The sequence below is a fragment of the Limnohabitans simekii (SeqCode) genome (assembly GCF_965234735.1).
GTDB classification, from domain to species: Bacteria; Pseudomonadota; Gammaproteobacteria; order Burkholderiales; family Burkholderiaceae_C; genus Limnohabitans; species Limnohabitans simekii.
Genome location: NZ_OZ248540.1, coordinates 625222 through 649018 on the forward strand (window position 1 = coordinate 625222; position 23797 = coordinate 649018).

Below are 23797 nucleotides of genomic sequence, written 5' to 3' on the forward strand. Positions count from 1 at the left end.
CCCATTAAGAATGAATCTTCCCTCTGTTGTTGCGCCAGTGCTGCTGGATTTGCCAGCCTTTTGGCGGGAGGACCTGCAGCTTCAATTAACGTCGAATGAGAACGTGCTGGCATGGCTGGAGGTTGACCTCGATGCGGCATTGTATTTCGGGCGTGGCCTGCTGGCCCTGACCTCGGAGCGTCTCTTGTGGCAGCCCGTTGCTGCCCCCCAAACCTGGCACAGCCTGCCTTTGCAGCCCGACATGCAACTGGAATTGGTGGACCATGCAGGCGTGGGCAAGCTGAGCGCCCGCAACGCCACACAGTTGCTGGCCGAATGGCGCTTCACCTTGGGTCACAACCTGCAAGCCGCCAGCTTGCTCAGCCGTTTCAACAAACTGCAAGCCGGGCACAGCCCTGCTTCTTGGCAAGTGTGGTGCCCCACTTGCCACGCACCTTTGGCCGACCCTGATCAAGCCTGTAAAGCTTGTGAAGTTGACGAAGACAACACACCAGCTTCCACTTGGAGCTTGTTCAGGCTGTGGCGCTTTGCCAAGCCCTACCAAGGCCAATTGCTGTTGGGCTTTGTGCTCACACTCTTGTCCACCGCTGCCACTTTGGTGCCGCCCTACCTCACGATGCCCTTGATGGACGAGGTGCTGATCCCTTTTCAGAACGGGCAGCAAATTGACACCGATTTGGTGACTTGGTATTTGGGTGGTTTGTTTGGTGCGGCTTTGCTTGCCTGGGGCTTGGGTTGGTTCAAAACCTATGTGCTGGCGCTGGCTTCAGAGCGCATTGGTGCCGATTTGCGTTCCACCGCTTATGAGCATTTGCTCAAACTTTCGTTGGAATACTTTGGTGGCCGTCGCACCGGCGACTTGATGACCCGCATTGGCAGCGAGACCGACCGCTTGTGCGTGTTCTTGTCGCTGCATTTGCTGGACTTCGCCACCGATGTTTTGATGATCCTCATGACCGCCGGTATTTTGTTCAGCATCGACCCGTGGCTGGCCTTGGCCACTTTGCTGCCGCTGCCCTTCATTGCTTGGTTGATTCACATCGTGCGGGATCGCTTGCGCACCGGCTTCGAAAAAATCGACCGTGTCTGGTCAGAACTCACCAATGTCCTGGCCGACACGATTCCAGGTATTCGTGTGGTCAAAGCTTTCGCTCAAGAAAACCGCGAAGCCAAGCGCTTTCAAGAAGCCAACAAACACAATTTGGCGGTCAACGACCGCATCAATTTCTTGTGGTCTTTGTTCTCGCCCACCGTGACCTTGGTGACTGAAATTGGCTTGCTGGTGGTTTGGGCCTTTGGCATTTGGCAAGTGGCGAATCATCAAGTCACGGTCGGTGTGTTGACGGCGTTTTTGGCTTACAGCACCCGCTTTTATGCCCGACTGGACGCGATGAGCCGCATCGTGTCGCACACGCAAAAAGCGGCTGCTGGCACCAAACGTATTTTTGAAATCCTCGACCACGTGTCCAGCGTCCCCGAGCCAGTAAACCCGGTGGCCTTGCCTGAAGTGGTGGGGCACATTCACATTGCCGATGCTGGTTTTCGCTATGGCAACCGCGCTGTCATCAAAGGCTTGAGCTTGGACATTGCGCCCGGGGAAATGATTGGCTTGGTGGGGCAAAGCGGCTCGGGCAAAAGCACTTTGGTCAACCTGATTTGCCGCTTCTACGATCTGAGCGAAGGCGCCATCCGCATTGATGGCACCGACATTCGCGACATCCGCATTGCCGATTACCGCCGCCACATTGGCTTGGTCTTGCAAGAGCCGTTTTTGTTTTTCGGCACCATCGCCGACAACATCGCCTACGGCAAGCCGGGTGCCACCCGCGCTGAGATTGTGGCTGCGGCCCGTGCCGCCCATGCCCACGAATTCATTCTGCGTTTGCCGCAAGGCTATGACTCTTTGGTGGGCGAGCGTGGCCAAGGTTTGTCGGGTGGCGAGCGTCAACGCATCTCGATTGCACGCGCCTTGCTGATCGACCCGCGCATCTTGATCATGGACGAGGCCACCTCGTCGGTGGACACCGAGACCGAGCAAGAAATTCAAAAAGCCTTGGACAACTTGGTGCGCGGACGCACCACTATCGCGATTGCGCACCGGCTCTCCACGTTGCGTCGTGCAGATCGGCTCGTCGTCATGGAGCATGGTCAATTGGTTGAGCAAGGCCAGCACGATGAACTGCTGGCCAGGCAAGGCGCTTACTGGCGTTTGTACGAGGCGCAAGCCCGGCAAAAAGAAGCTGAAGAGGAAGGCTTGACGCTGGGCATCGAACGCGAGGCACGCACATGATTTTTGAATTGACGCAAAACAGCTTGGGTGCGTGGCAACTCAAGCTCGACGGTGTCTTGCACGTTGGTGTCACCGTGGTGCGGGCGTTTCCGATTGGCGCACCCGATGAAGCCGTGTCGGTGTTGAGTGCGGAGGGGCATGAGTTGTTGTGGCTTGAAGCGCCTCTCACCTTGCCTGAGGCGCAAAAAACAGCGGTGATGGAAGCATTGCAATCGCGTGAATTCATGCCAGAAATTCACCGTGTGGACGCGGTCAGCAGTTTCATCACACCCTCAGTCTGGTCGGTGCAAACCAGCCGGGGCCCAGCGCAGTTTGTGCTGCGTGGTGAAGAAGATATTCGCCGCTTGAGTGGCCAAACACTCATCGTCGCAGACGAACACGGCGTGCAATTTCTCATCCGCGACTTGCCCGCTTTAGATCGGCACAGCCGCAAATTGCTCGATCGTTTTTTATAACAAGCCCATTGGGCTTTGAAGCCCGTGAGTGCAGCCGCTGTCAGGCACAACAGCGCTTCATGCAAGCCATCAGCTGAACAGGTTTTTCAGCTTGTCCGCCCAACCGGCTTCGGTGGGTGAATGTTTGGCCCCGCCTTTTTTCAAGGACTCGTCCAACTCTTTCAAGAGCTTGCGTTGATGCTCGGTCAGCTTGACTGGAGTTTCTACGGTGATGTGGCAATACAAGTCGCCTGGGAAGCTGGCGCGAACGCCTTTGATGCCCTTGCCACGCAGCCTGAACTGCTTGCCGGTTTGGGTGCCCTCGGGCAGGTCGATGGCGGCTTCGCCATTCAAGGTGGGCACACTCACTTCACCGCCCAAAGCAGCCGTGGTGAAGCTGATGGGCACGGCGCAATGCAAGTCGTCCCCATCGCGCTGGAACACCTCGTGTTTTTGCAAACGGATTTCAATGTACAGGTCGCCTGGGGGGCCGCCATTGGTGCCGGGCTCGCCGTTGCCGGTGCTGCGAATCCGCATGCCGTCGTCAATACCGGCGGGAATGGAAATTTCCAATGTTTTTTGGCGCTTGATCTTGCCCTGGCCGTGACACGGTGAGCAAGGGTCGCTGATGATTTTGCCGCTGCCTCGGCAGTGCGGGCAGTTTTGTTGCACACTGAAAAAACCTTGGCGCATTTGCACCACGCCTTGGCCTTGGCAGGTGCCACAGGTTTTGGCCGAGGTGCCGGGCTTGGCACCACTGCCATGACAGGTATCGCACTCGTCGTAGCTGGGAATGCGGATTTCGGTTTTCTTGCCCGCCGCAGCTTCTTCCAGGCTGATGTCCATCGCATAGCTCAAGTCGTTGCCACGAAACACTTGGCGGCCACCACCGCCTTGTTGACGACGGGCTTGGCCAAAGATGTCGCCAAAAATATCGCCAAAGGATTCGCCAAAGCCACCGAAGCCGCCTGCACCTGCGGCGCCGCGCATGTTCGGGTCCACACCGGCATGGCCGTATTGATCGTAGGCCGCACGCTTTTCAGCATCCGACAACATTTCATAGGCCTCTTTGGCCTCTTTGAATTTCACCTCGGCGGAGGCATCACCCTGGTTGCGGTCGGGGTGGTACTTCATGGCGAGCTTGCGGTAGGACTTCTTGATCTCCTCGTCGCTGGCGTTTTTGGGGACGCCCAATATCTCGTAAAAATCGCGTTTGGTGGCCATGGTGGTCTGGTTCTGAAATGTGCCAACGCCGCGTCAACCCGCTAAAGGGTTTGAGCGCGGCGCAGGGGGTTGAAAGGTTTAAGGTTTCTTGACTTCTTTGACCTCGGCGTCCACCACGTTGTCGTCCTGGGGTTTGTCGTGGCTGTGGTCTGCACCACCCGTGGCGGCACCAGCGGCTTCTTTGGCTTGCTTGTCGGCATAAACCATTTCACCCAGCTTTTGCGCAGCGGTCATGAGGGCTTCGGTTTTGGCATTGATGGCGTCTTTGTCTTCGCCTTTCAAAGCTTCTTCCAAGTCTTTCATGGCGGCTTCAATTTTTTCTTTGTCAGCCGCTTCCACTTTGTCGCCGTGCTCGGTGAGGGATTTCTTCACGTCATGTACAGCCGCATCGCCTTGGTTGCGGGCCTGCACGATCTCAAGTTTCTTCTTGTCTTCGGCGGCATTCAATTCGGCGTCTTTCACCATTTGTTGAATCTCGGCCTCGCTCAAACCCGAGTTGGCCTTGATGGTGATTTTGTTTTCTTTGCCAGTGGCTTTGTCTTTCGCGCCCACGTGCAGAATGCCGTTGGCATCGATGTCAAACGACACTTCAATTTGCGGCGTGCCACGCGCGGCGGGCGCAATGCCTTCCAGGTTGAACTCACCCAAGCTTTTGTTGCCCGAGGCCATCTCGCGTTCGCCTTGATACACCTTGATGGTGACCGCCGGTTGGTTGTCGTCGGCGGTCGAGAAGGTTTGCGCAAACTTGGTGGGGATGGTGGTGTTCTTGACGATCATTTTGGTCATCACGCCGCCCAGGGTTTCAATGCCCAAAGACAAAGGCGTCACGTCCAACAACAACACGTCTTTGCGGTCACCCGACAAGACCTGGCCTTGGATGGCGGCACCGACAGCCACGGCTTCGTCAGGGTTGACGTCGCGGCGGGGCTCTTGGCCAAAGAACTCTTTCACTTTGTCTTGCACCTTGGGCATGCGGGTCATGCCGCCGACCAAGATCACGTCATCAATGTCGCTGACTGACACGCCTGCATCTTTGATGGCGGTGCGGCAAGGCGCGATGGTGCGCTCGATCAACTCGTCCACCAGTTGTTCCAACTTGGCCCGGTTGAGTTTGATGTTCAAGTGTTTTGGGCCTGATGCATCGGCCGTCACATACGGCAAGTTGATGTCGGTGCCGGTGGATGAAGAGAGCTCGATCTTGGCTTTTTCAGCGGCTTCTTTCAGGCGCTGCAAGGCCAACACGTCTTTGGACAAATCCACACCCGAGTCCTTTTTGAACTCGGTGATGATGAAGTCGATGATGCGTTGGTCAAAGTCTTCACCGCCCAAGAAGGTGTCGCCGTTGGTGGACAGCACTTCAAATTGTTTTTCGCCATCAACGTCGGCAATTTCAATGATGGACACGTCAAACGTGCCGCCGCCCAAGTCATAGACGGCGATTTTGCGGTCGCCTTTTTCAGTTTTGTCCAAGCCGAAGGCCAATGCCGCAGCCGTGGGTTCGTTGATGATGCGTTTCACATCCAAACCGGCAATGCGACCCGCATCTTTGGTGGCTTGGCGTTGGGCGTCGTTGAAGTAAGCGGGCACCGTGATGACGGCTTCCGTGACTTCTTCGCCCAGGTAGTCCTCGGCGGTTTTCTTCATCTTGCGCAAAATTTCAGCGCTGATTTGAGGCGGGGCCAACTTGTTGCCGCGCACTTCCACCCAAGCGTCGCCGTTGTCGGCTTTGGCAATGGTGTAGGGCATCAAGTCGATGTCTTTTTGAACTTCTTTTTCGTCGAATTTGCGACCAATCAGGCGCTTGACGGCGTACAAAGTGTTGCGCGGGTTGGTGACCGCTTGGCGTTTGGCGGAAGCGCCGACCAAAATTTCACCGTCTTCTTGGTAGGCAATGATGGATGGGGTGGTGCGAGCGCCTTCGGCGTTTTCGATCACCTTGGTGGTGTTGCCTTCCATGATGGCCACGCACGAGTTGGTGGTGCCGAGGTCAATGCCAATGATTCTTCCCATTTTTTTCTCCTGTGTGATGGGGCCCCCGAAGGCAGCCGTCTCAATTCCTGTTTAACAATGTTGAATAGCTGTGGATAAGTTTTTGGATTTCAAGCCCTGTTGGCCTGAAAAAACCGCGAAATTCGCTGGTGAAGGCGCTTATTTAGGCGCGGAAACCGTCACCAAAGCGGGGCGCAGCACCCGATCGGCAATCAAGTAACCCTTTTGCAGCACCGTGACCACGGTGTTGGGCTCTTGTTCGGCGGGCACCACCGAGATGGCTTGGTGCTGGTGTGGATCGAACTTGGCACCGGCATCGGGGTTGATTTCAAGCACTTTGTGGCGCTCTAAGGCGCTTTTGAGTTGGCGCAATGTGGCTTCCGAGCCTTCGCGCAGTTGCTCAGCGGTGGCGTCGGCAATGGCCAAACCGGCGGTCAGGCTGTCGGCCACCGGCAACAGGCTTTCGGCAAAAGACTCGACCGCGAACTTGCGGGCTTTGGACACTTCTTCATCGGCGCGGCGGCGGGCGTTTTCAGCCTCGGCCTTGGCGCGTAAAAACTGGTCGGCCAATTCGGCGTTCACGGCGGTCAGCTTGGCCACCTCGGCTTGGGCCACGTTCAACGGGTCTTCCTGCTGTGGGGCTTGTTCGGGGTGGGGGTTGGCGTCCATGGCGGGCTCGGGGTTGGCCGTCGGCTCGGACGGCGGGGTGGTTTGGGGATCGGACATGCGGTTCTAGGGGCTGTTGGAAATCAGCCCTGTAAATGGGAGGGGTTTGCTTTATTTCAAGTGTAATCAGGCTTCTGCTTTACAGATTCTGTATCGCAGAATATCATCAGACATGATCCATTCATTTGCTTGCGCCGACACCCAAGCTTTGTTCCTAAGCCGGGCTGTGCCTCGCTTCAAAAACATCGAACGTGTCGCCAGGCGCAAATTGCTGCAAATGCATGCGGCCACGGTTCTGATCAGTTTGCGGGTGCCGCCAGGCAACCAGCTTGAAGCCTTGAAAGGGGACCGCGCTGGACAGCACAGCATCCGCGTGAACGACCAATGGCGCATCTGCTTTGTCTGGCAAACCGATGGCGCACACCAGGTTGAAATCGTGGACTACCACTAGGAGTGAAACATGAGTGATTTATTGGCAGAAATTCATCCCGGCGAAATCTTGTTGGAAGACTTCATGAAGCCCATGGGCATTTCTGCGCGGCAATTGGCGGCGGATATCGATGTGCCGCCAAGTCGCATCAGCGAATTGGTGAATGGTATTCGCCCAATCACGCCCGACACCGCCTTGCGATTGGGTTTGTTCTTCAACATGGAAGCCCGGTTTTGGCTCAACCTTCAAACCGAGTTCGATATGCGCATGACCGAGCGTCAATCACGCGAGGACATGGTGGCGCGTATTCGGGTGTTCAAACCAGCCACGGTTTGAGCCTCAGCCCTCGACTCCCAGCAGCTCCACCTCGAACAGCAAGGTGGCGTTCGGGGGGATGACACCACCCGCGCCACGTGCGCCATAGCCCAACTCGGGCGGGATGATCAGGCTGCGCTTGCCGCCAATCTTCATGCCTTGCACACCTTCGTCCCAGCCTTGGATGACCATGCCTTGGCCCAAGCCGAATTCAAACGGGTCGTTGCGGTCCAAGCTGGAATCGAATTTCTCGCCTTTTTCACCGTTCTCCCACAACCAACCGGTGTAGTGCACGGTCACGTATTGACCGGCTGTGGCGGTGTCGCCGTCGCCAGTGTGGGTGTCTTCATATTGCAGGCCAGAGGCGGTGGTGATCATGGCAGTCCTTGAATGGGCATTAAATAAGAAGCGGGGAGTGTAAGCGCACCCCAAGCGCAGCAAAAGGGTGCGTTAAAGGACGGGATTCAAGACTCGGCGGTAAAGCCTATGCGCTTGACGATGGGCCCCCAAAAGGCCAACTGCTTTTTCAAGTCAGCCGCCATGTCCTCGGCCGTGCCGCCCAGCGGCACCAAACCTTGCGTGGCCCAAGATTCAACCAAGGCTTTGTCTTTGATGGCCGCGTTGATGGCGGCATTGGCCGCGCTCACCACGTTGGCGGGTGTTTTGGCGGGGGCGAAGAAACCAAACCATTCCTCCACCGTCAGGTCGGGGAAGCCTTGCTCTGCGAAGGTGGCCACGTCGGGCACAAAGGGCGAGCGTTTCTTGCCCGTGGTGGCCAAGATGCGGATTTTTCCAGCGCGGTGGTTGGCCAAAAAATCGCCATGGGGCGTGAGCATGGCGGCGAGTTGTCCGCCAATCACATCGGTCACGCCGGGCACCGAGCCGCGGTAGGCCACGTGTTGCATGGCCACGCCCGTGTCTAAACTCAGCAAAGCGCCCAAAAAATGCGGTGTGGAACCCGCAGCAGGCGAGCCATAGTTGGCCTTGTCGGGGTGGGCCTTGGCCCAGGCCACAAAGTCTTTCACCGTCTTCACGGTGGCGGGCACCATCGGTCCCACCGCCAAGCCGTGCGACATGGAAGAGGCCATGCACACCGGCGCAAAGTCTTTGATCGGGTCATAGCTCAGGGCTTTGTAGATGTGCGGGTAGATGGCCATCATGGAATAGGGCGTGAGCAACAAACTGCTGCCGTCTGCCGGACCGTTTTTCACAGTGTCGATGGCGATGCGACCGGCTGCGCCGGTTTTGTTTTCCACCACCGCGCCGTTGCGGGCATAGGCCGTGCCTGCCAATTTGTCACCGATGCGCCGACTGGTGGCGTCCGCCGTGCCACCGGCAGGAAAGCCATTGATGATCTTCACCTGCTCAAGAGGCAGGCCGCTGTTTTGCGACCAAGCCGCCAAAGGCGACAGCAGGGGCAAAGACAAGGCTTGCAAAGCGTGGCGGCGTGAAAATTGGGGTGTGTTGTTCATGGCGGGCCTTTGTGAAGAGAGGGCTTGAAAACGCAATGGGTTGAAAAAAGGGTGTTCAGGCTTGGGGCAACAGCAGATGTGCAGCAGTACCCTGGTGCAGGGCTTGCACCAACGCGTCGCGGTGTTTCAACACAGCGCGTTGGTTGATCGAGCCTTTGTCGGTCACCTCGCCTTTGTCGATGGAGGGCGGCTCTGAAAGCAACAACATGCGCGCGACGCGGTTGGCGCTGCCGGTGGCGTTGGCCGCGAGTTGGTTCAACACGGTTTGGAAATGCGCCAACACCTTGGGGTGGGCCAGCACCTCGGCCAAAGGCGCATCGGCGGGCAAGCCAGCCCAATCCCGCAGCTTGGGCGTGGTGAACAGCATGGCACCCGCTTCTTTCAAATTCAAACCAGTGATGACCGCGTCTTGCACATACGGCGCACCGGCGGCGATGATCTTGGCGCGTAAAGGGCCGACGCTTACGAAGGTGCCGGTGGCGAGTTTGAAATCTTCAGCGATGCGGCCATCGAATTTCAAACCCAGTTGGATGTTGTGCGGGTCGATCCAGGTCACCGCGTCGCCACTCTTGAAAAAACCTTCTTCGTCAAAGGAGTCTGCCGTGGCTTGCGGTGCTCGCCAATAACCCGGCGTGATGTTCGGGCCTTGGTAGCGCACTTCCACTTTGTCGCCCATGGGGACCAGTTTCAAGCGCATGCCCGCTGCGGGCAGGCCCAAATCACCGGACTGCACTTCGGGGCGCGGCACAAAAATCGCAAACGGGCCGGACTCGGTCATGCCCAAGCCGGTGCCCATGACGATGCGCTCGCCGACCTCGCGCTCTTGCGCGGCATGCAAGCTGTCCCAGATCGGTTGGGCCAAGGCGGCACCGGAGTAAAAAAACATGCGGATGCGGCTGAGCAAATTGCGCCGCAGCAGGTCGTCGGTGTGCATGGCGTTGGCAATCGCTTCCAAACCGGTGGGCACATTGAAATACACCGTGGGAGCCACTTCGCGCAGGTTGCGCAGGGTTTCGCCCATCAAGGCAGGCACGGGTTTGCCATCGTCAATGAACAAGGAGCCGCCATGAAACAGCGTCAGACCAATGTTGTGGTTGCCACCAAACGTGTGGTTCCACGGCAGCCAATCCACCAGTACCGGCGGTACTTCACCCAGCACCGGCATGGACTGCCACATTTGCTGCTGGTTGGCACACCACATGCCGTGTGTGTTGATGACGCCTTTGGGCAGGTTGGTTGAGCCCGAGGTGAACAAAAATTTGACGATGGTGTCTGGGCCAATCGCGTTCAGCGCCGCATCCACCTCGGCGGTGTCGGGCGTGTCAAACAAGGCACCCAAAGGGGTGTGGTTCCTGTGGGGCAAATGGCCGTGGGCCAACACCACTTCGGTGTTGGCGGGCACGGCGGCGGTGATGGCCGCAGCGTATTTCTCGGCGTCGGTGGCAAACACCAAACCCGGCGTCAGCGTGCTCAGGATGTGGCGCAGTTTGTCGAAGTCTTTGCTGACCGTGGAATAGGCCGGTGACACCGGGCAATGCGGAATACCCACCAACATGCAGCCCAGCGCCAGCATGGCGTGTTCCAAGCTGTTTTCGCTCAGGATGACCACGGGACGCTCGGCGCTCAAGTTGCGGGCCAGCAGGGCTTGGCCGATGCGTCGCGCACCCGCCAAGGCGCGGCCATAACTCAGGTGCTCCCAGTCTCCGGTGCGGCCGTCGGGAAGTCTTTTGCGCCGTGCCAAAAACGTGCGCTCTGGCGTTTCACGCGCCCAGTGCAGCAACTTGTCGGTCATGCGTTCTGGGTGCGCTTGCAGAGCTTGTTCGGCCTGCACATATTGCACACCGTTCGGCGTGTCGTCCAAGCGCACACGCGTGATGCCATAGCGCATGGCACGGTACTTGGGCGCAGTGCTCATTTTTTTTCGACCTTGGCGGCGCGGCCTTGCAAAAAGGCGTCCACCCGGGCTTTGGCTTCGGGCGCAGCTTGGGTGATGGAGGACATCAAGGACTCGGTGACAAAGCCATGGTCGGCGGCTTGCTCGGCGATGCGCGGCAGGGCATGCATCAAAGCGTAGTTGGTCAGGGGCGCATTGGTGGCGATGCGTTGGGCCAATTCCAGCGCTTTGTCAAAGGCCGTGCCAGCGGGCACCACATACTGCGCAAAACCAATGCGTTCACCATCGACCGCGTTGTAAACACGACCGGTCATCATCATGTCGGTCATGCGGGCCACGCCAATCAGTTTGGGAATGCGCACCGCACCGCCGCCGCCGACAAAAATGCCGCGTGTGCCTTCGGGAAGCGCGTAAAAAGTGGTGTCATCGGCCACGCGGATGTGGCAAGACGCGGCCAACTCCAGGCCACCGCCCACCACTGCGCCGTGCAAAGCGGCCACCACCGGCACCGGGCCAAATTGAATTTGGTTAAACGCGCTGTGCCACATGCGTGAATGCTGCATGCCTTCACCGGCATCCCGGGTTTGCAATTCGCTCAGGTCCAAACCGGCGCAGAAATGCTCGCCGTGGCCGCACAGCACCGCGGCTTTGGCTTGCGTCGGCAGGGTTTCGAAGGTGTGGCGCAGCGCCAAGATGAGCTCGTCGTTCAAGGCATTGCGTTTGGCGGCGCGGTTGATGCGCACGATGGCCACATCGCCTTGCATGTCGAGTTGTAAATCTGAATTCATGCGCCTTGTCTCTGCTCGTTATAGTGGATGCAAAGGATCTTATTCGACCATGAACCACGCCGACTTGATTGCCATTGACATCCACACCCACGCCGAGGTGAGCTGCTGGAACCCGTTTGACAACTACGGCGAGGAATACGACCGCGCCGCCGACAAATACTTTGGCTCGGACCGCCGCCCGACCATCGAAGAAACCGTGGCCTATTACCGCGAGCGCAAGATTGGTTTGGTCATGTTCACGGTGGACGCCGAGTCGCACATGGGCCGCCGCCGCATCCCCAACGAAGAAATTGCCAAGGCCGCGCGTGACAACAGCGACATGATGATTGCCTTTGCCAGCATCGACCCGCACAAGGGCAAGATGGGTGCCCGCGAAGCCGAGCGGCTCATCAAAGAAGAGGGTGTGCGCGGCTTCAAATTTCACCCCACGGTCCAGGGTTTCCACCCTTACGACAAGATGGCTTGGCCGATTTACGAGGTGATCAACGAGCACAAGCTGCCAGCCATTTTTCACACCGGGCACAGCGGCATCGGCTCGGGCATGCGCTGCGGCGGCGGTTTGAAGTTGGCGCTCAGCAATCCCATGCACCTGGACGAAGTGGCCGCCGTTTGGGGCGACATGCAAATCGTCATGGCTCACCCCAGCTTCCCTTGGCAAGACGAGGCCCTGAGCGTGGCCATGCACAAGCCCAATGTGTGGATCGACCTCTCGGGCTGGAGCCCCAAGTACTTCCCGAAAAGCCTGGTCCAGTATGCCAACACCTTGCTCAAAGACCAGGTCCTGTTTGGCAGCGACTACCCCCTCATCACGCCCGAGCGCTGGATGAAAGACTTCGAGGTGGCGGGCTTCAAGCCCGAGGTCATGCCCGGCATCTTGAAGGGCAACGCGGTCAGGTTGTTGGGCTTGTCTTCGGATTAATTGCTAATTGGGGTCAGATTCCAATTGTTTTGGCGTTGAAGTCACGCTCAAGCCGCCCGCCATGGGGACGCATTTTTCTGGTCTTTCGCTCAAAAAATGGTCCCCAGGTCGTGCGGCTTTGAAGTGATATTTCGGATTAAGGAGGAGCGGTTTGCGAAAAATCGCTTTAAGCTATTTGGTCAGCCAATGAAACCACTTCACCTTGACCGACGTCCTGGGTCAACGCGCAAGCGAACTTTGCCGCTTGCGGCGGTGAGCGGCGTTTGAGCCCAGTGCGGCGGGCAAGAAGGCGTGAATAAATTGGAATCTGACCCACTAGTGTCCGGAGATTTTTATTGGATTCGATGTAACCCATTGATATAAAACATATTTTTCGATTTTCTGGCCAAATCTATTTGAATTCCATCTCGCATTCCCTTCAAACTGTCTCCCTTTTGGGAGACAAGAATGCGCCAAGGCAAACTCGTGTTCGCTCAACTCAGCGAGCATCTCCCGAGATCCGTTTTCCTCACCCTTGTTGCTCGCTACGCTGGTCGCTATCCCACGCTTTCTTTTTCGCACTGGGATCAGTTTCTGTGCATGATGTTTGCTCAACTGACCGCGCGTTCGAGCCTGCGCGACATCGTTACTTGTTTGAACGGCCAGCGATCCAAGCTCTATCACGCAGGCTTTCGGGGCAACATCGCGCGGTCCACGCTTGCTGATGCAAACGAGAAACGCAGCAGCCAACTCTTCGAAGACTTTGCATTGCATTTGATTGCAATCGCCAGGCCACTTTACGCCTCGCAATCTCTTGGCTCGCAGCTATCTCAAACGGTCTACGCCATCGACTCCACCACCATTGATTTATGCCTGAGTTTGTTCGAGTGGGCGCCTGCAACAAAGGGCCGTGCAGGCGTCAAGCTGCATACCCAACTGGATTTGCGAGGCAATATTCCAACCTTCGCTTTGATCACCTCGTCAAGGGTCAGCGATGTCTAATTTCTGGACGATCTCCCTTTGGAGGCAGGCAGTTTTTATGTCATGGACCGGGGCTACGTACACTTTGAGCGATTGCTTCGCTTTACACATGCCGGCGCCTTCTTTGTCACTCGCGCAAAGAGCAAAATGAGGTATCAAGTCGCAGGGCCAATGAATACATCCGAGGATGCCACCATCCTCACAGATGACTGCATTTTGCTGACAGGTCAATTTACCCACAAGACCTATCCACATGTGCTGCGCAGGATCAAATTTTTGGATCAAACACAGCAGCGTGAATTTGTATTTATCACGAACAACTTTGAATTGACCGCCACTCAAGTAGCCGCGCTTTACAAGAGTCGATGGCAGGTTGAGTTGTTCTTCAAATGGATCAAACAGCACCTGCGAATCAAGGCATTTGTGGGCAACAGCATCAACGCCGTCAAAACGCAAATTTGGATCGCCATATGCGCTTACGTCTTGATTGCCATCATCAAAAAGAGGCTTCAAATTGAAGCCTCTTTGCATTCAATGCTCCAAGTTTTGAGTCTGACATTGTTTGAAACCATGCCACTGGTCGACTTGCTGCAAGCAATTGAACCAGAGCAAGACGATGCTGAAAGCCTTCAAATGAGCTTATTTGAGGAAATCTCCGGACACTAATGAATCTGACCCCAATTATTGGGACCTCAGAGGCTGCCCCACACCTCTTGCGCGGTCTCCACCACCAAGCGCAACTTGCTGCGCTGGTCTTCCACCGCGATGTTGTTGCCATGCACGGTGCTGGAAAAACCGCACTGGGGTGACAGCGCCAGTTGTGCCAATGGCGCGTACTTGGCGGCTTCGTCAATCCGGCGCTTCAAGCTGTCTTTGCTTTCCATCGCGCCAAACTTGGTGGTCACCAAGCCCAGCACCACCAACTTGTCTTTGGCTAAGAAACGAAGAGGGCGGAAGTCGCCGCTGCGGTCGTCGTCGTATTCCAAGAAATAGGCGTCGATGTTCATCTCGGACAGCAAAGCTTCGGCCACCGGTTCGTAGTTGCCAGCCGCAGCATGTGTGCTTTTGAAGTTGCCCCGGCACAAGTGCATGGCCAAGGTCATGCCAGCAGGCTTTTGTGCCACCACTTTGTTGATGAAGGCGGCGTAGCGGTGCGGCAACTCGTTGGGGTCGTCGCCCCGGGCCCGGGCGGCTTCGCGCATTTTGTCGTCGCACAAATAGGCCAGGTTGGTGTCGTCCATTTGCACATAGTTGCAACCGGCGGCAGACAGTGAACGCAGTTCATCGCCATAGGCTTTGGCCACGTCGTCGTAAAAGGCTGGGTCGAGTTCGGGGTAGGCGTCTTTGCTGATGCCAGCGCGGCCACCACGGAAATGCAGCATGGTGGGCGAGGGGATGGTCACCTTGGGCGTGCTGCCGTGGGCAATTTGGGATTTCAAATAATTGAAGTCGGCCAGTTGGATGTCTTTCACGTGGCGCACTTTGTCGATCACGCGAATCACCGGCGGCGCCAGCTCTTGGGTGCCATCTGGCCGCTCGATGGTGACGGGGATGTCGGTTTTCACGCCGCCCATTTGCTCCAAAAAGTCGATGTGGAAATAGGTGCGGCGAAACTCGCCGTCGGTGATGGATTTCAGGCCCACGTCCTCTTGAAATTTCACAATCTCCGTGATGGCTTTGTCTTCCACGACGCGCAGTTGCTCGGGCGTGATCTGGCCTTTGGCCTTTTGTTCGCGGGCTTCCAACAGGTAGGCGGGGCGCAAAAAGCTGCCCACGTGGTCGTAGCGGGCGGGGATGTGGGGAACGGTCATGATGGCTCCATGTTGATAACGGCAGAATGCCTGTATTTCAAAAAGTATACAAAAAAGCCAAAAACATGGCAAAAATATCAAATTTTGAGTGATATTCAGTCTTTTTGCATACAATGAGTATTCATACAATCGTTGAATCCGATTGTTCCATGAGCATTTGGAACACAGCCGTTGGTGATGAAGACGCTTTTGACCACCACGCCAGCCGATTCTATGGAGACGCCTGATGAGCCTGCCCAACTTATCCAAACTCAGCCCCGAGCACCCCGGTCATTCGCAGGCCGTGCGGGCGCAACTGCGTTTGCGTGAAATGATTTTGGCGGGCGAGTTGCCCGCTGGTGCGCGTATCGCTGAACTCACTTTGGTGGACAAACTCGGCGTCTCCAGAACGCCCATCCGCACCGCCTTGATGAAGCTCGAGCAAGAAGGCTTGCTCGAATCTTTGGCAAATGGCGGGTATGCCGTGCCCACCTTCACCGAGCGCGATGCCTCGGACGCGATCGAGTTGCGCGGCACACTTGAAGGCCTGGCCGCGCGCATGGCGGCCGAGCGCGGTTGCTCGACCGTGGTGCTCAACGATGCCCGCGCCTGCCTGGACCGCATCGACCAACTGCTGGCGCAAGACAGTTTGAATGACGAGGCCTTCAGTGCGTATGTGGCTGAAAACGAGCAGTTCCACGCCTTGTTGGCCGAGATGACCGACAGCGAAGTGGTGCGCCGTGAATTGGAACGCGTGATTGGTTTGCCATTCGCGTCCCCGTCTGGTTTTGTGATTGCCCAAGCCAATTCACCGCAAGCGCGGGACATGTTGATCATTGCGCAAGACCAGCATCGGCAGGTGTTGTCCGCGATTGAAAACCGCGAAGGCAGCCGCGCCGAGGCCATCATGCGCGAGCACTCCCGCTTGGCCCAACGCAATTTGAGCCAAGCCATGCGCAGCCCCGAGTTGCAGGGCTTGTCCACCGTCCGTTTGATTCGCCGCAAGCGCTGAAACGCCTCGTGGTGCAACCCTAAAATTGTTTTTTCATTGTCGCTATCGCTCAGTTAAGCTCACCCGTCACGTTCCCCGGAGTTGTTCCATGAATTCACGTTTGCTCGCAGCCTGTTGGGCTTTGGTGTTGTCCCTTGGTGCACCTGCAGTGCAGGCCCAAGAGGTGTTCAAAATCGGCCTGATCCTGCCCATGACCGGCCAATCAGCCAGCACCGGCAAACAAATCGAAGCGGCAGCCCGCTTGTTCATGGCGCAAAACGGCGACAAAGTCGCCGGTCGCAAAATCGAGCTCATCGTCAAAGACGACGGCGGTGTGCCCGACGCCACCAAACGCATGGCGCAAGAGTTGGTGGTGAGCGAGAAGGTGGGCGTGCTGAGCGGCTTTGGTTTGACACCCTTGGCCTTGGCCACCGCGCCCTTGGCCACGCAATCCAAAACGCCGATGGTGGTGATGGCCGCAGCCACCTCCACCATCACCGATGCCTCGCCGTTCATTGTGCGCACCAGCTTCACCTTGCCCCAGTGCGCGGTCGCCATGGGCGACTGGGCGCCCAAGAACGGCATCAAACGCGTGGTGACCTTGGTCAGTGATTACGGCCCCGGCATTGACGCTGAACGCTTCTTCAAAGAACGCATGCAACTCAACAGCGCCCAAGTGGTGGAAAGTCTGCGCGTGCCTTTGCGCAACCCCGACTTCGCACCGTTCTTGCAAAAAGTGCGCGACTTGAAACCCGATGCCTTGTTTGTGTTCGTGCCCTCGGGTGCCGGTGCAGCCGTGATGAAACAATTCTTAGAGCGCGGCATGGACAAGGCTGGCATCAAACTGATTGGCACTGGCGACTTGACCGACGACGATCAACTCAACGACATGGGCGATGGTGCTTTGGGCGTGGTCACCGCGCACCACTATTCCGCTGCGCATCCTTCAGCGCTCAACAAGAAATTTGTGGAAGCCTTCAAGAAAGCCAACAACGGTTTGCGCCCCAACTTCATGGCGGTGGGTGGCTATGACGGTATGCGCGTCATTTATGAAGCCTTGAAAAACACCAAGGGTGGTCAAGGTGGCGGCGAAGCCCTGTTGGCGGCCATGAAGGGCCAAATTTTCGAGAGCCCACGCGGTCAAATTTACATTGATGCGCAAACCCGCGACGTGGTGCACAACATCTACTTGCGCAAAGTCGAGAAGAAAGACGGCCAGCTGTACAACGTGGAGTTTGATGTCATCAAAGACATGAAAGACCCCGGCAAAGCCAAGTAAGCCGCACACATGCTGACCCTGCTTTTCGATGGTGTGGCTTATGGGATGTTGTTGTTCATCCTGGCCATTGGCCTGGCTGTCACGCTGGGCTTGATGAACTTCATCAACTTGGCACATGGCGCGTTCGCCATGGCCGGGGGCTACACCACGGTGTTGTTGATGCAGCACGCTGGGCTGCCTTTTTTGCTGTGTGTGCCCTTGGCGTTTCTGGTCACCGCCTTGCTGGGCGCAGTGATGGAAGCCCTGCTCTACCGCCGCATGTACAACAAACCGCACCTGGACCAGGTGCTTTTTTCCATTGGCCTGACCTTCATGGCAGTGGCCTCGGTGGACTACTTTGTAGGGTCCACCCAGCAGTTGGTGCAACTGCCTGAATTTTTGAAAGGCCGCACCGAACTGTTGGATGGTGCCTTGGGCATGGGCCATTACCGTTTGGCCATCATCGTCGTGTGTGCGGTGCTTGCGGTGGTGTTGCAGCTGCTGTTGGTACGCACACGTTTTGGCGCTCAACTGCGGGCTTCGGTGGACAACCAACGGGTGGCGTCGGGCATGGGCATCCATGTCAACAAAATTTTCCTCAGCACCTTCGCCGTGGGTTCGGGCTTGGCCGGTTTGGGCGGTGCCTTGGGTGCCGAAGTCTTGGGCCTGGACCCTGTCTTCCCCCTCAAGTACATGATTTACTTTTTGATCGTGGTGGCGGTGGGTGGCACCTCGACGCTCACCGGCCCCTTGCTGGCGGCGTTGTTGTTGGGCATTGCTGATGTGGCTGGTAAATACTACGTGCCCAAGTTGGGCGCGTTCATTGTGTATACCTTGATGATTGTCATTCTGATGTGGCGTCCCCAGGGTTTGTTTGCGCGAGACAACCGATGAGTGCGGCAAACAGCCTGGCCCATTTGGCAAAGCCTCGATGGTGGGAAGCCGCCTTGTGGTTGCTCTTGTTGGCGCTGCCGTGGTTGATGCCCACTCATGCCTTGCTCATCAGCGAAATCACCATCATTGCCTTGTTCGCCATGTCGCTCGATTTGATTTTGGGCTACAGCGGCATTGTGTCGTTGGGCCATGCGGCGTTTTTTGGCATGGGCGCATACACCGCGGCCTTGTTTGCCAAACACCTGCACCCCGATCCCATGCTGGGCTTGCTGATTGCCATGTTGGTCACGGCGATGTTGGGCGCGGTGTGCAGCTTGGGCGTGTTGCGCGGCTCGGACCTGACCCGCATCATGGTCACCTTGGGGGTGGCGCTCATCTTGCAAGAGTTGGCCAACAAACTCGACTGGCTCACCGGTGGCGCCGATGGTTTGCAAGGCGTGATCATGGGCCCGGTGTTGGGCCGCTTTGAATTTGATTTGTTTGGTCAAACGGCGGCTTGGTATGCCTTGGGCATCACGCTGTTGGTGTTTGTGGTCTTGCGCCGCTTGGTGCACTCGCCGTTTGGTTACAGCTTGCAAGCGATTCGCGACAACCGTTTGCGAGCCCAAGCCATTGGCATTCCGGTGCATGCACGTTTGATAGCCATCTACACCTTGGCCGCTGCCTTGGCCGGTTTGGCTGGCGGCTTGCAAGCGCAAACCACGGGCTTTGCTTCCTTGGATGTGTTTGGGTTTGACCGCTCGGCCGACGTGCTGCTGATGTTGGTGATCGGTGGCACGGGTTGGTTGTGGGGTGGATTGATTGGTGCGGTGGTGTTCAAAACACTTCACAGCGTCATCTCGGCTTGGACGCCACAGTACTGGACTTTTTGGCTGGGACTGTTCTTGGTGCTGCTGATGTTGGTGGGTCGCGAACGCTTGTTGCGTCCGTGGACCTGGGGGCGCAAAGCATGAACGATATTGTTTTGTCATGCGACGGTTTGGTGAAACGCTTTGGCGGCATCACCGCCACCGACCATGTCAGCTTGCAGATTCCCCGTGGTGCACGCCATGCGCTCATTGGTCCCAATGGCGCGGGGAAAACCACACTCATCAATTTGCTCACGGGTGTGCTGGTGCCCACCGAAGGCCGCATTCGTTTGCGGGGTGAAGACATCAGTCATTTGCCGCCACACCAACGGGTGCGCCGTGGTTTAGTGCGCACTTTTCAAATCAACCAATTGTTTGAAGGTCTGACACCTGTGCAAACCTTGGCCATGACGGTGTCCCAACACCTCGGTCTGGGCGGGCAATGGTGGCAAGTACTGGGCCGCAGCGCTGAAGTCACCAATCGTTGCGAGCAACTGCTGGCGCAATTCCACCTCACGGAGGTGATGAACCAGCACACCCATGAATTGGCCTATGGCAAGCGCCGTTTGCTGGAGATGGCCATTGCACTGGCCTGTGAACCACGGGTGTTGTTGCTCGATGAACCCGCTGCGGGTGTGCCCGCAGGTGAGCGCGAAGAGTTGTTGCAAACCGTGGCTGCCTTGCCGCCTGATGTGAGCGTGGTCTTGATTGAGCACGACATGGACTTGGTGTTCAGCTTTGCCCGCAGCATGACGGTGTTGGTGCAAGGGGCGGTGTTGACCGAAGGCACACCCGCTGACATCGCTGCCGATCCCAGGGTGCGCGAGGTGTACCTGGGCCATGGAGACAGCCATGGCTGAGTGGCTGCGCATTGAATCTTTGAGCGCAGGTTATGACCAAGCCGTCATCTTGCATGACGTGTCTTTGTCCTTGGCGCAAGGCGAAACTTTGGCGCTGCTGGGACGCAATGGCACCGGCAAAACCACCTTGATGAACACCATCGCGGGGGCCACACAGCAACACGCAGGTCGCATCATCTTGAATGGTGAGGCCTTGCACGCCATGCCTTCTCATGCGCGTGCAGCAGCGGGTGTGGGTTGGGTGCCGCAGGAGCGGGATATTTTCAAATCCCTCACGGTGTTGGAAAACCTTACCGCCGTGGCACGCCCGGGAGCCTGGACACCTGCGCGGGTGTTCGAGATGTTCCCGCGTTTGGCCGAACGCCAAAGCAACATGGGCAACCAACTGTCTGGTGGCGAGCAGCAAATGTTGGCCGTGGGTCGGGCCCTGGTGCTCAACCCCAAGCTCTTGTTGTTGGATGAGCCGCTGGAAGGCTTGGCGCCCATCATCGTGCAAGAGTTGTTGCGGGCCATTGCACGCATCACCCGCGACGAAGGCTTGTCGGCCATCATCGTCGAGCAACACCCGCAAGCCATTTTGGCCATCAGCCACCAAGCAGTGGTGCTGGACCAAGGTCGTGTCATTCACACGGGCCCGGCAGATGAACTGTTGAACCAATCCGCCTTGCTGGACCGCTTGCTGGGCATTTCAATCAAGAAAGCTTGAACCATGGACCTGTTGCAAAACCACCCTGTGCTTTGGATGTCCGTGGCCGCTTTGTTGGGCTTGCAGTTCGGCAGTTTTTTGAACGTGGTGGTTTGGCGTTTGCCGGTCATGATGCAACGTGAATGGGAAGCTGAAGTGGCGCAAGCCGCTGGTCAAGCGCATGAGCAAGCCGTCTTCAATTTGTCCACACCTGGCTCACACTGCACCAGTTGCATGACGCCGCTGCGTGCCCGTGATCTCGTGCCGGTACTCAGCTACTTTTGGCTCAAGGGCCGCTGCGGTCATTGCGGTGCCCAGGTGTCCATGCGTTACCCCTTGGTCGAATTGGCGGTAGCGGCCATGTGGGCTTTTTGCGCCTCGCATTGGGGCTTGTCATTTGAAGCATTGGCTTGGGCTGGTTTTGGCACCGTGTTGTTGGCCTTGGCCCTGATTGATTTGGACACCATGCTGTTGCCGGATGCTTTAACACAGCCTTTGTTGTGGGTGGGCCTGATGGTGTCTGCGCTGGGGCTGACACAGGTGAATTTGCAAGACAGCTTCTGGGGCGCTGTTGCGGGCTACGGTTTTTTATGGTTGGTGCAAGCCGTGTTTGGCATGGTCACTGGCAAGCAAGGCATGGGCGCTGGCGATTTCAAACTGTTGGCGGCCTTGGGTGCCTGGTTGGGTTGGTTTGCTTTGCCCGGCGTGGTCTTGATGTCCTCGCTGTTGGCTGTGGTCATGGCCTTGGTGATGCGATTTCGTGGCAGTTTGGCCAGCGGGCAAGCTTTTCCCTTTGGCCCTTATTTGGCCTTGGCTGGGGTATTGACTGCAGCCTTTGAACCCATGGCCATGTTCACGCAACCCTTCATTCGATAAACCCTTCATGCGCAGTTTCAACAACCCACCCCATCCCGTGCCGTGTTTGTTCATGCGCGGTGGCACTTCCAAAGGTCCCTTCTTCAACGCCGCCGATTTGCCTGCCGACCACGCCCATCGCGATCGGGTGTTGCTGGCCATCATGGGTTCACCCGACAAACGACAAATTGATGGATTGGGTGGTGCCCATCCACTGACCAGCAAGGTCGGCATCGTCAGCCGCAGCAGTACGCCTGGCGTGGACCTCGACTTTTTGTTTGCCCAACTCCAGCCCGACAAAGACATGGTGGACACCACGCCCAACTGCGGCAACATGTTGGCCGCTGTGGTGCCGTTTGCGCTGCAAACCGGCATGCTGCAGGCCCAATCTGACACCACCACCTTGCGCGTGTTGACGCTGAACACCGACATGCAATGCGACATCACGGTGCAAACACCCATGGGCCCGGATGGTGAGCGCTTTGTAGACGACACCGGTGACGCTCGCATTGATGGCGCACCTGGCAGCTCTGCCCCCATCAGCATCAACTTCTTAGACACCGCTGGTTCGGTCTGCAGCGGTTTGTTGCCCACGGGCCGCGTGAAAGACCGCATCCAGGTTTTGCCCACCGACAAGCTGGCGGGCTTTGAGCCGTTTGAAATTGATGTCACTTGCATCGACAACGGCATGCCGCTGGTGTTGTTCAAGGCCAGCGACATGGGGCGCACGGGTTATGAAACTGCAGAAGCGTTGAACGCTGACACCGAACTCAAAACACGCATTGAAGCTTTGCGCTTGCAGGTGTCGGTGTTGATGGGCTTGGGCGATGTCAGCAGCAAAAACTACCCGAAGATGACCTTGATTGCGCCGCCCATGCATGGCGGTGCCCTCAGCACCCGCAGCTTCATTCCGCATGTGTGCCACGACGCCATTGGTGTGTTGGCGGCTGTCACGGTGGGCACGGCCTGTGTGTTGCAAGGCACGGTGTGCGAAGGCGTGGCGGTACTGCAAGCGGGTGCGCAACAAGCTTTGTCGGTGGAACACCCCACAGGTGAATTCAGCGTGGTGTTGCAAACCCAAGCGGCTGAAGTGCCCGGGGGCTGTGAAGTGACGCAAGCGGCTTTGCTGCGCACCGCACGTCTCATCATGCGCGGCGAGGCCATGGTGCCAGCGTCCATTTGGAATTCAGGAGACAAGACATGAGTTTGATCATCGACTGCCACGGCCACTACACAACGGCACCCAAGGCGCTGGAAGATTGGCGCAACCAGCAAATTGCCGGCATCAAAGATGCCAGTGTGATGCCCAAAGCGTCAGACTTGCACATCAGTGATGACGATTTGCGCCACAGCATCGAAACCAATCAATTGAAGTTGATGAAAGAGCGGGGCAGCGACATCACCTTGTTTTCGCCACGCGCTTCTTTCATGGCACACCACATTGGCGACTTCGCGGTGTCCAGCACCTGGGCGGCGATTTGCAACGAACTGTGCTTTCGGGTGTCCACCTTGTTTCCCGAGCATTTCGTGCCCGTGGCCATGCTGCCGCAGTCACCCGGTGTCGACCCCGCCACTTGCATTCCCGAACTTGAAAAATGCGTGAAGGAATACGGCGCGGTTGGCATCAACCTGAACCCCGACCCCTCTGGTGGGCATTGGACTTCACCCCCTTTGAGCGACAAGCACTGGTACCCCATCTACGAAAAAATGGTGGAGCACGACTTGCCCGCCATGATCCACGTGTCCACAAGTTGCAACGCGTGTTTCCACACCACCGGTGCGCATTATTTGAACGCCGACACCACCGCCTTCATGCAATGCCTGACCAGCGATTTGTTCAAAGACTTTCCCACTTTGAAGTTCCTCATCCCGCACGGCGGCGGTGCCGTGCCCTACCACTGGGGGCGCTTTCGCGGTTTGGCGCAAGAGTTGAAAAAGCCTTTGCTGGAAGAGCATTTGCTCAACAATATTTTCTTTGACACCTGTGTCTATCACCAACCTGGCATCGACTTGTTGAACAAAGTCATCCCTGTGAAAAACGTCTTGTTTGCGTCCGAAATGATTGGTGCGGTGCGTGGCATCGACCCACAAACCGGCCACTATTACGACGACACCAAGCGCTACATCCAAGCCAGCACCTTGCTGAGCGACGAGGACCGACACCAGATTTACGAAGCCAATGTGCGCCGCGTGTTCCCACGCTTGGATGCGCGTTTGAAACAGAAAGGTTTGTGA

At 57.2% G+C, this 23797-nt stretch carries 22 protein-coding genes and 1 pseudogene; 15 read left to right on the forward strand and 8 right to left on the reverse strand.

The window, feature by feature from the left end:
* Positions 1-10: 10 nt before the first annotated feature.
* Both AC8GFP_RS03195 and AC8GFP_RS03200 read left to right on the forward strand, forming a co-directional pair.
* A complete protein-coding gene (locus tag AC8GFP_RS03195) occupies positions 11-2290 on the forward strand; it encodes a cyanophycin metabolism-associated ABC transporter (RefSeq protein ID WP_506610150.1) in 2280 nt (759 codons plus the stop codon).
* Positions 2287-2745 (forward strand): cyanophycin metabolism-associated DUF1854 family protein, encoded by a 459-nt coding sequence (locus AC8GFP_RS03200; protein ID WP_506610152.1) that lies wholly within the window; start codon positions 2287-2289, stop codon positions 2743-2745. The genes AC8GFP_RS03195 and AC8GFP_RS03200 overlap by 4 nt, the downstream gene beginning before the upstream one ends.
* A 69-nt stretch (positions 2746-2814) precedes the next feature.
* On the opposite strand, the gene dnaJ is transcribed toward AC8GFP_RS03200, so the two are convergent.
* From dnaJ to grpE, 3 genes are all read right to left on the reverse strand, one after another.
* Positions 2815-3948: a molecular chaperone DnaJ gene (gene dnaJ, locus AC8GFP_RS03205; RefSeq protein ID WP_506610153.1), complete on the reverse strand. Its 1134-nt coding sequence runs from the start codon at positions 3946-3948 to the stop codon at positions 2815-2817.
* A gap of 78 nt (positions 3949-4026) precedes the next feature.
* The gene (gene dnaK / locus AC8GFP_RS03210; protein WP_506610155.1) at positions 4027-5958 is read right to left on the reverse strand and encodes a molecular chaperone DnaK; all 1932 of its coding nucleotides are present in this window, start codon (positions 5956-5958) and stop codon (positions 4027-4029) included.
* A gap of 138 nt (positions 5959-6096) precedes the next feature.
* Positions 6097-6663 (reverse strand): nucleotide exchange factor GrpE, encoded by a 567-nt coding sequence (grpE, locus tag AC8GFP_RS03215; protein WP_506610157.1) that lies wholly within the window; start codon positions 6661-6663, stop codon positions 6097-6099.
* Positions 6664-6775: 112 nt separating this feature from the next.
* On the opposite strand from grpE, the gene AC8GFP_RS03220 reads away from it, so the two are divergent.
* Both AC8GFP_RS03220 and AC8GFP_RS03225 read left to right on the forward strand, forming a co-directional pair.
* A complete protein-coding gene (locus AC8GFP_RS03220; RefSeq protein WP_506610159.1) occupies positions 6776-7054 on the forward strand; it encodes a type II toxin-antitoxin system RelE/ParE family toxin in 279 nt (92 codons plus the stop codon).
* 9 nt (positions 7055-7063) lie between these two features.
* Positions 7064-7369 (forward strand): HigA family addiction module antitoxin, encoded by a 306-nt coding sequence (locus AC8GFP_RS03225; RefSeq protein WP_506610161.1) that lies wholly within the window; start codon positions 7064-7066, stop codon positions 7367-7369.
* Between the two features lie 3 nt (positions 7370-7372).
* On the opposite strand, the gene AC8GFP_RS03230 is transcribed toward AC8GFP_RS03225, so the two are convergent.
* The 4 genes from AC8GFP_RS03230 to AC8GFP_RS03245 form a co-directional block, all read right to left on the reverse strand.
* The gene (locus AC8GFP_RS03230; RefSeq protein ID WP_506610163.1) at positions 7373-7726 is read right to left on the reverse strand and encodes an FKBP-type peptidyl-prolyl cis-trans isomerase; all 354 of its coding nucleotides are present in this window, start codon (positions 7724-7726) and stop codon (positions 7373-7375) included.
* Between the two features lie 86 nt (positions 7727-7812).
* Positions 7813-8820 carry a Bug family tripartite tricarboxylate transporter substrate binding protein gene (locus AC8GFP_RS03235; protein ID WP_506610165.1) on the reverse strand — a complete coding sequence of 336 codons (1008 nt, stop codon included), beginning with the start codon at positions 8818-8820 and terminating at the stop codon, positions 7813-7815.
* A gap of 55 nt (positions 8821-8875) precedes the next feature.
* Entirely contained in the window at positions 8876-10735 is a 1860-nt protein-coding gene (locus AC8GFP_RS03240; protein WP_506610166.1) for a feruloyl-CoA synthase, read from the reverse strand.
* Positions 10732-11502, reverse strand: a complete 771-nt coding sequence (locus AC8GFP_RS03245; RefSeq protein WP_506610168.1) for a crotonase/enoyl-CoA hydratase family protein — start codon at positions 11500-11502, stop codon at positions 10732-10734. The genes AC8GFP_RS03240 and AC8GFP_RS03245 overlap by 4 nt, the downstream gene beginning before the upstream one ends.
* Positions 11503-11551: 49 nt before the next feature.
* On the opposite strand from AC8GFP_RS03245, the gene AC8GFP_RS03250 reads away from it, so the two are divergent.
* Both AC8GFP_RS03250 and AC8GFP_RS03255 read left to right on the forward strand, forming a co-directional pair.
* The gene (locus AC8GFP_RS03250) at positions 11552-12421 is read left to right on the forward strand and encodes an amidohydrolase family protein (RefSeq protein WP_506610170.1); all 870 of its coding nucleotides are present in this window, start codon (positions 11552-11554) and stop codon (positions 12419-12421) included.
* 447 nt (positions 12422-12868) lie between these two features.
* Positions 12869-14047: pseudogene (locus AC8GFP_RS03255) on the forward strand (IS4 family transposase).
* 26 nt (positions 14048-14073) lie between these two features.
* Here the strand turns inward: AC8GFP_RS03255 and AC8GFP_RS03260 are convergent.
* Positions 14074-15192 carry a 5-methyltetrahydropteroyltriglutamate--homocysteine S-methyltransferase gene (locus tag AC8GFP_RS03260; RefSeq protein WP_506610171.1) on the reverse strand — a complete coding sequence of 373 codons (1119 nt, stop codon included), beginning with the start codon at positions 15190-15192 and terminating at the stop codon, positions 14074-14076.
* 226 nt (positions 15193-15418) lie between these two features.
* Here AC8GFP_RS03260 and AC8GFP_RS03265 point away from each other — a divergent pair, with 226 nt between their 5' ends.
* From AC8GFP_RS03265 to AC8GFP_RS03305, 9 genes are all read left to right on the forward strand, one after another.
* Positions 15419-16183 (forward strand): GntR family transcriptional regulator, encoded by a 765-nt coding sequence (locus AC8GFP_RS03265; protein ID WP_506610173.1) that lies wholly within the window; start codon positions 15419-15421, stop codon positions 16181-16183.
* Between the two features lie 88 nt (positions 16184-16271).
* Positions 16272-17441 carry an ABC transporter substrate-binding protein gene (locus AC8GFP_RS03270; RefSeq protein ID WP_506610175.1) on the forward strand — a complete coding sequence of 390 codons (1170 nt, stop codon included), beginning with the start codon at positions 16272-16274 and terminating at the stop codon, positions 17439-17441.
* Between the two features lie 9 nt (positions 17442-17450).
* Positions 17451-18314 (forward strand): branched-chain amino acid ABC transporter permease, encoded by an 864-nt coding sequence (locus AC8GFP_RS03275; RefSeq protein WP_506610176.1) that lies wholly within the window; start codon positions 17451-17453, stop codon positions 18312-18314.
* Positions 18311-19267, forward strand: a complete 957-nt coding sequence (locus tag AC8GFP_RS03280) for a branched-chain amino acid ABC transporter permease (protein WP_506610178.1) — start codon at positions 18311-18313, stop codon at positions 19265-19267. Before AC8GFP_RS03275 ends, AC8GFP_RS03280 begins: the two co-directional genes overlap by 4 nt.
* On the forward strand, positions 19264-20022 hold the full coding sequence (locus tag AC8GFP_RS03285) for an ABC transporter ATP-binding protein (protein ID WP_506610181.1): 759 nt from the start codon (positions 19264-19266) through the stop codon (positions 20020-20022). Before AC8GFP_RS03280 ends, AC8GFP_RS03285 begins: the two co-directional genes overlap by 4 nt.
* Positions 20015-20728, forward strand: coding sequence for an ABC transporter ATP-binding protein (locus AC8GFP_RS03290; protein WP_506610183.1), 714 nt, complete (start codon positions 20015-20017; stop codon positions 20726-20728). The genes AC8GFP_RS03285 and AC8GFP_RS03290 overlap by 8 nt, the downstream gene beginning before the upstream one ends.
* A 3-nt stretch (positions 20729-20731) precedes the next feature.
* The gene (locus tag AC8GFP_RS03295; protein WP_506610185.1) at positions 20732-21583 is read left to right on the forward strand and encodes a prepilin peptidase; all 852 of its coding nucleotides are present in this window, start codon (positions 20732-20734) and stop codon (positions 21581-21583) included.
* 7 nt (positions 21584-21590) lie between these two features.
* Entirely contained in the window at positions 21591-22766 is a 1176-nt protein-coding gene (locus tag AC8GFP_RS03300; RefSeq protein WP_506610187.1) for a 4-oxalomesaconate tautomerase, read from the forward strand.
* On the forward strand, positions 22763-23797 hold the full coding sequence (locus tag AC8GFP_RS03305; protein ID WP_506610189.1) for an amidohydrolase family protein: 1035 nt from the start codon (positions 22763-22765) through the stop codon (positions 23795-23797). The genes AC8GFP_RS03300 and AC8GFP_RS03305 overlap by 4 nt, the downstream gene beginning before the upstream one ends.

Coding starts and splice junctions, on each gene's coding strand:
- AC8GFP_RS03250 (WP_506610170.1), top strand. CDS start 11,552: ATGAACCACGCCGACTTGATTGCCATTGACATCCACACCCACGCCGAG.
- AC8GFP_RS03290 (WP_506610183.1), top strand. CDS start 20,015: ATGGCTGAGTGGCTGCGCATTGAATCTTTGAGCGCAGGTTATGACCAA.
- AC8GFP_RS03260 (WP_506610171.1), bottom strand. CDS start 15,192: ATGACCGTTCCCCACATCCCCGCCCGCTACGACCACGTGGGCAGCTTT.
- AC8GFP_RS03305 (WP_506610189.1), top strand. CDS start 22,763: ATGAGTTTGATCATCGACTGCCACGGCCACTACACAACGGCACCCAAG.
- AC8GFP_RS03240 (WP_506610166.1), bottom strand. CDS start 10,735: ATGAGCACTGCGCCCAAGTACCGTGCCATGCGCTATGGCATCACGCGT.
- AC8GFP_RS03295 (WP_506610185.1), top strand. CDS start 20,732: ATGGACCTGTTGCAAAACCACCCTGTGCTTTGGATGTCCGTGGCCGCT.
- AC8GFP_RS03270 (WP_506610175.1), top strand. CDS start 16,272: ATGAATTCACGTTTGCTCGCAGCCTGTTGGGCTTTGGTGTTGTCCCTT.
- AC8GFP_RS03200 (WP_506610152.1), top strand. CDS start 2,287: ATGATTTTTGAATTGACGCAAAACAGCTTGGGTGCGTGGCAACTCAAG.
- AC8GFP_RS03230 (WP_506610163.1), bottom strand. CDS start 7,726: ATGATCACCACCGCCTCTGGCCTGCAATATGAAGACACCCACACTGGC.
- dnaJ (WP_506610153.1), bottom strand. CDS start 3,948: ATGGCCACCAAACGCGATTTTTACGAGATATTGGGCGTCCCCAAAAAC.
- AC8GFP_RS03245 (WP_506610168.1), bottom strand. CDS start 11,502: ATGAATTCAGATTTACAACTCGACATGCAAGGCGATGTGGCCATCGTG.
- AC8GFP_RS03195 (WP_506610150.1), top strand. CDS start 11: ATGAATCTTCCCTCTGTTGTTGCGCCAGTGCTGCTGGATTTGCCAGCC.
- AC8GFP_RS03280 (WP_506610178.1), top strand. CDS start 18,311: ATGAGTGCGGCAAACAGCCTGGCCCATTTGGCAAAGCCTCGATGGTGG.
- AC8GFP_RS03225 (WP_506610161.1), top strand. CDS start 7,064: ATGAGTGATTTATTGGCAGAAATTCATCCCGGCGAAATCTTGTTGGAA.
- AC8GFP_RS03265 (WP_506610173.1), top strand. CDS start 15,419: ATGAGCCTGCCCAACTTATCCAAACTCAGCCCCGAGCACCCCGGTCAT.
- AC8GFP_RS03220 (WP_506610159.1), top strand. CDS start 6,776: ATGATCCATTCATTTGCTTGCGCCGACACCCAAGCTTTGTTCCTAAGC.
- AC8GFP_RS03275 (WP_506610176.1), top strand. CDS start 17,451: ATGCTGACCCTGCTTTTCGATGGTGTGGCTTATGGGATGTTGTTGTTC.
- AC8GFP_RS03300 (WP_506610187.1), top strand. CDS start 21,591: ATGCGCAGTTTCAACAACCCACCCCATCCCGTGCCGTGTTTGTTCATG.
- dnaK (WP_506610155.1), bottom strand. CDS start 5,958: ATGGGAAGAATCATTGGCATTGACCTCGGCACCACCAACTCGTGCGTG.
- AC8GFP_RS03285 (WP_506610181.1), top strand. CDS start 19,264: ATGAACGATATTGTTTTGTCATGCGACGGTTTGGTGAAACGCTTTGGC.
- grpE (WP_506610157.1), bottom strand. CDS start 6,663: ATGTCCGATCCCCAAACCACCCCGCCGTCCGAGCCGACGGCCAACCCC.
- AC8GFP_RS03235 (WP_506610165.1), bottom strand. CDS start 8,820: ATGAACAACACACCCCAATTTTCACGCCGCCACGCTTTGCAAGCCTTG.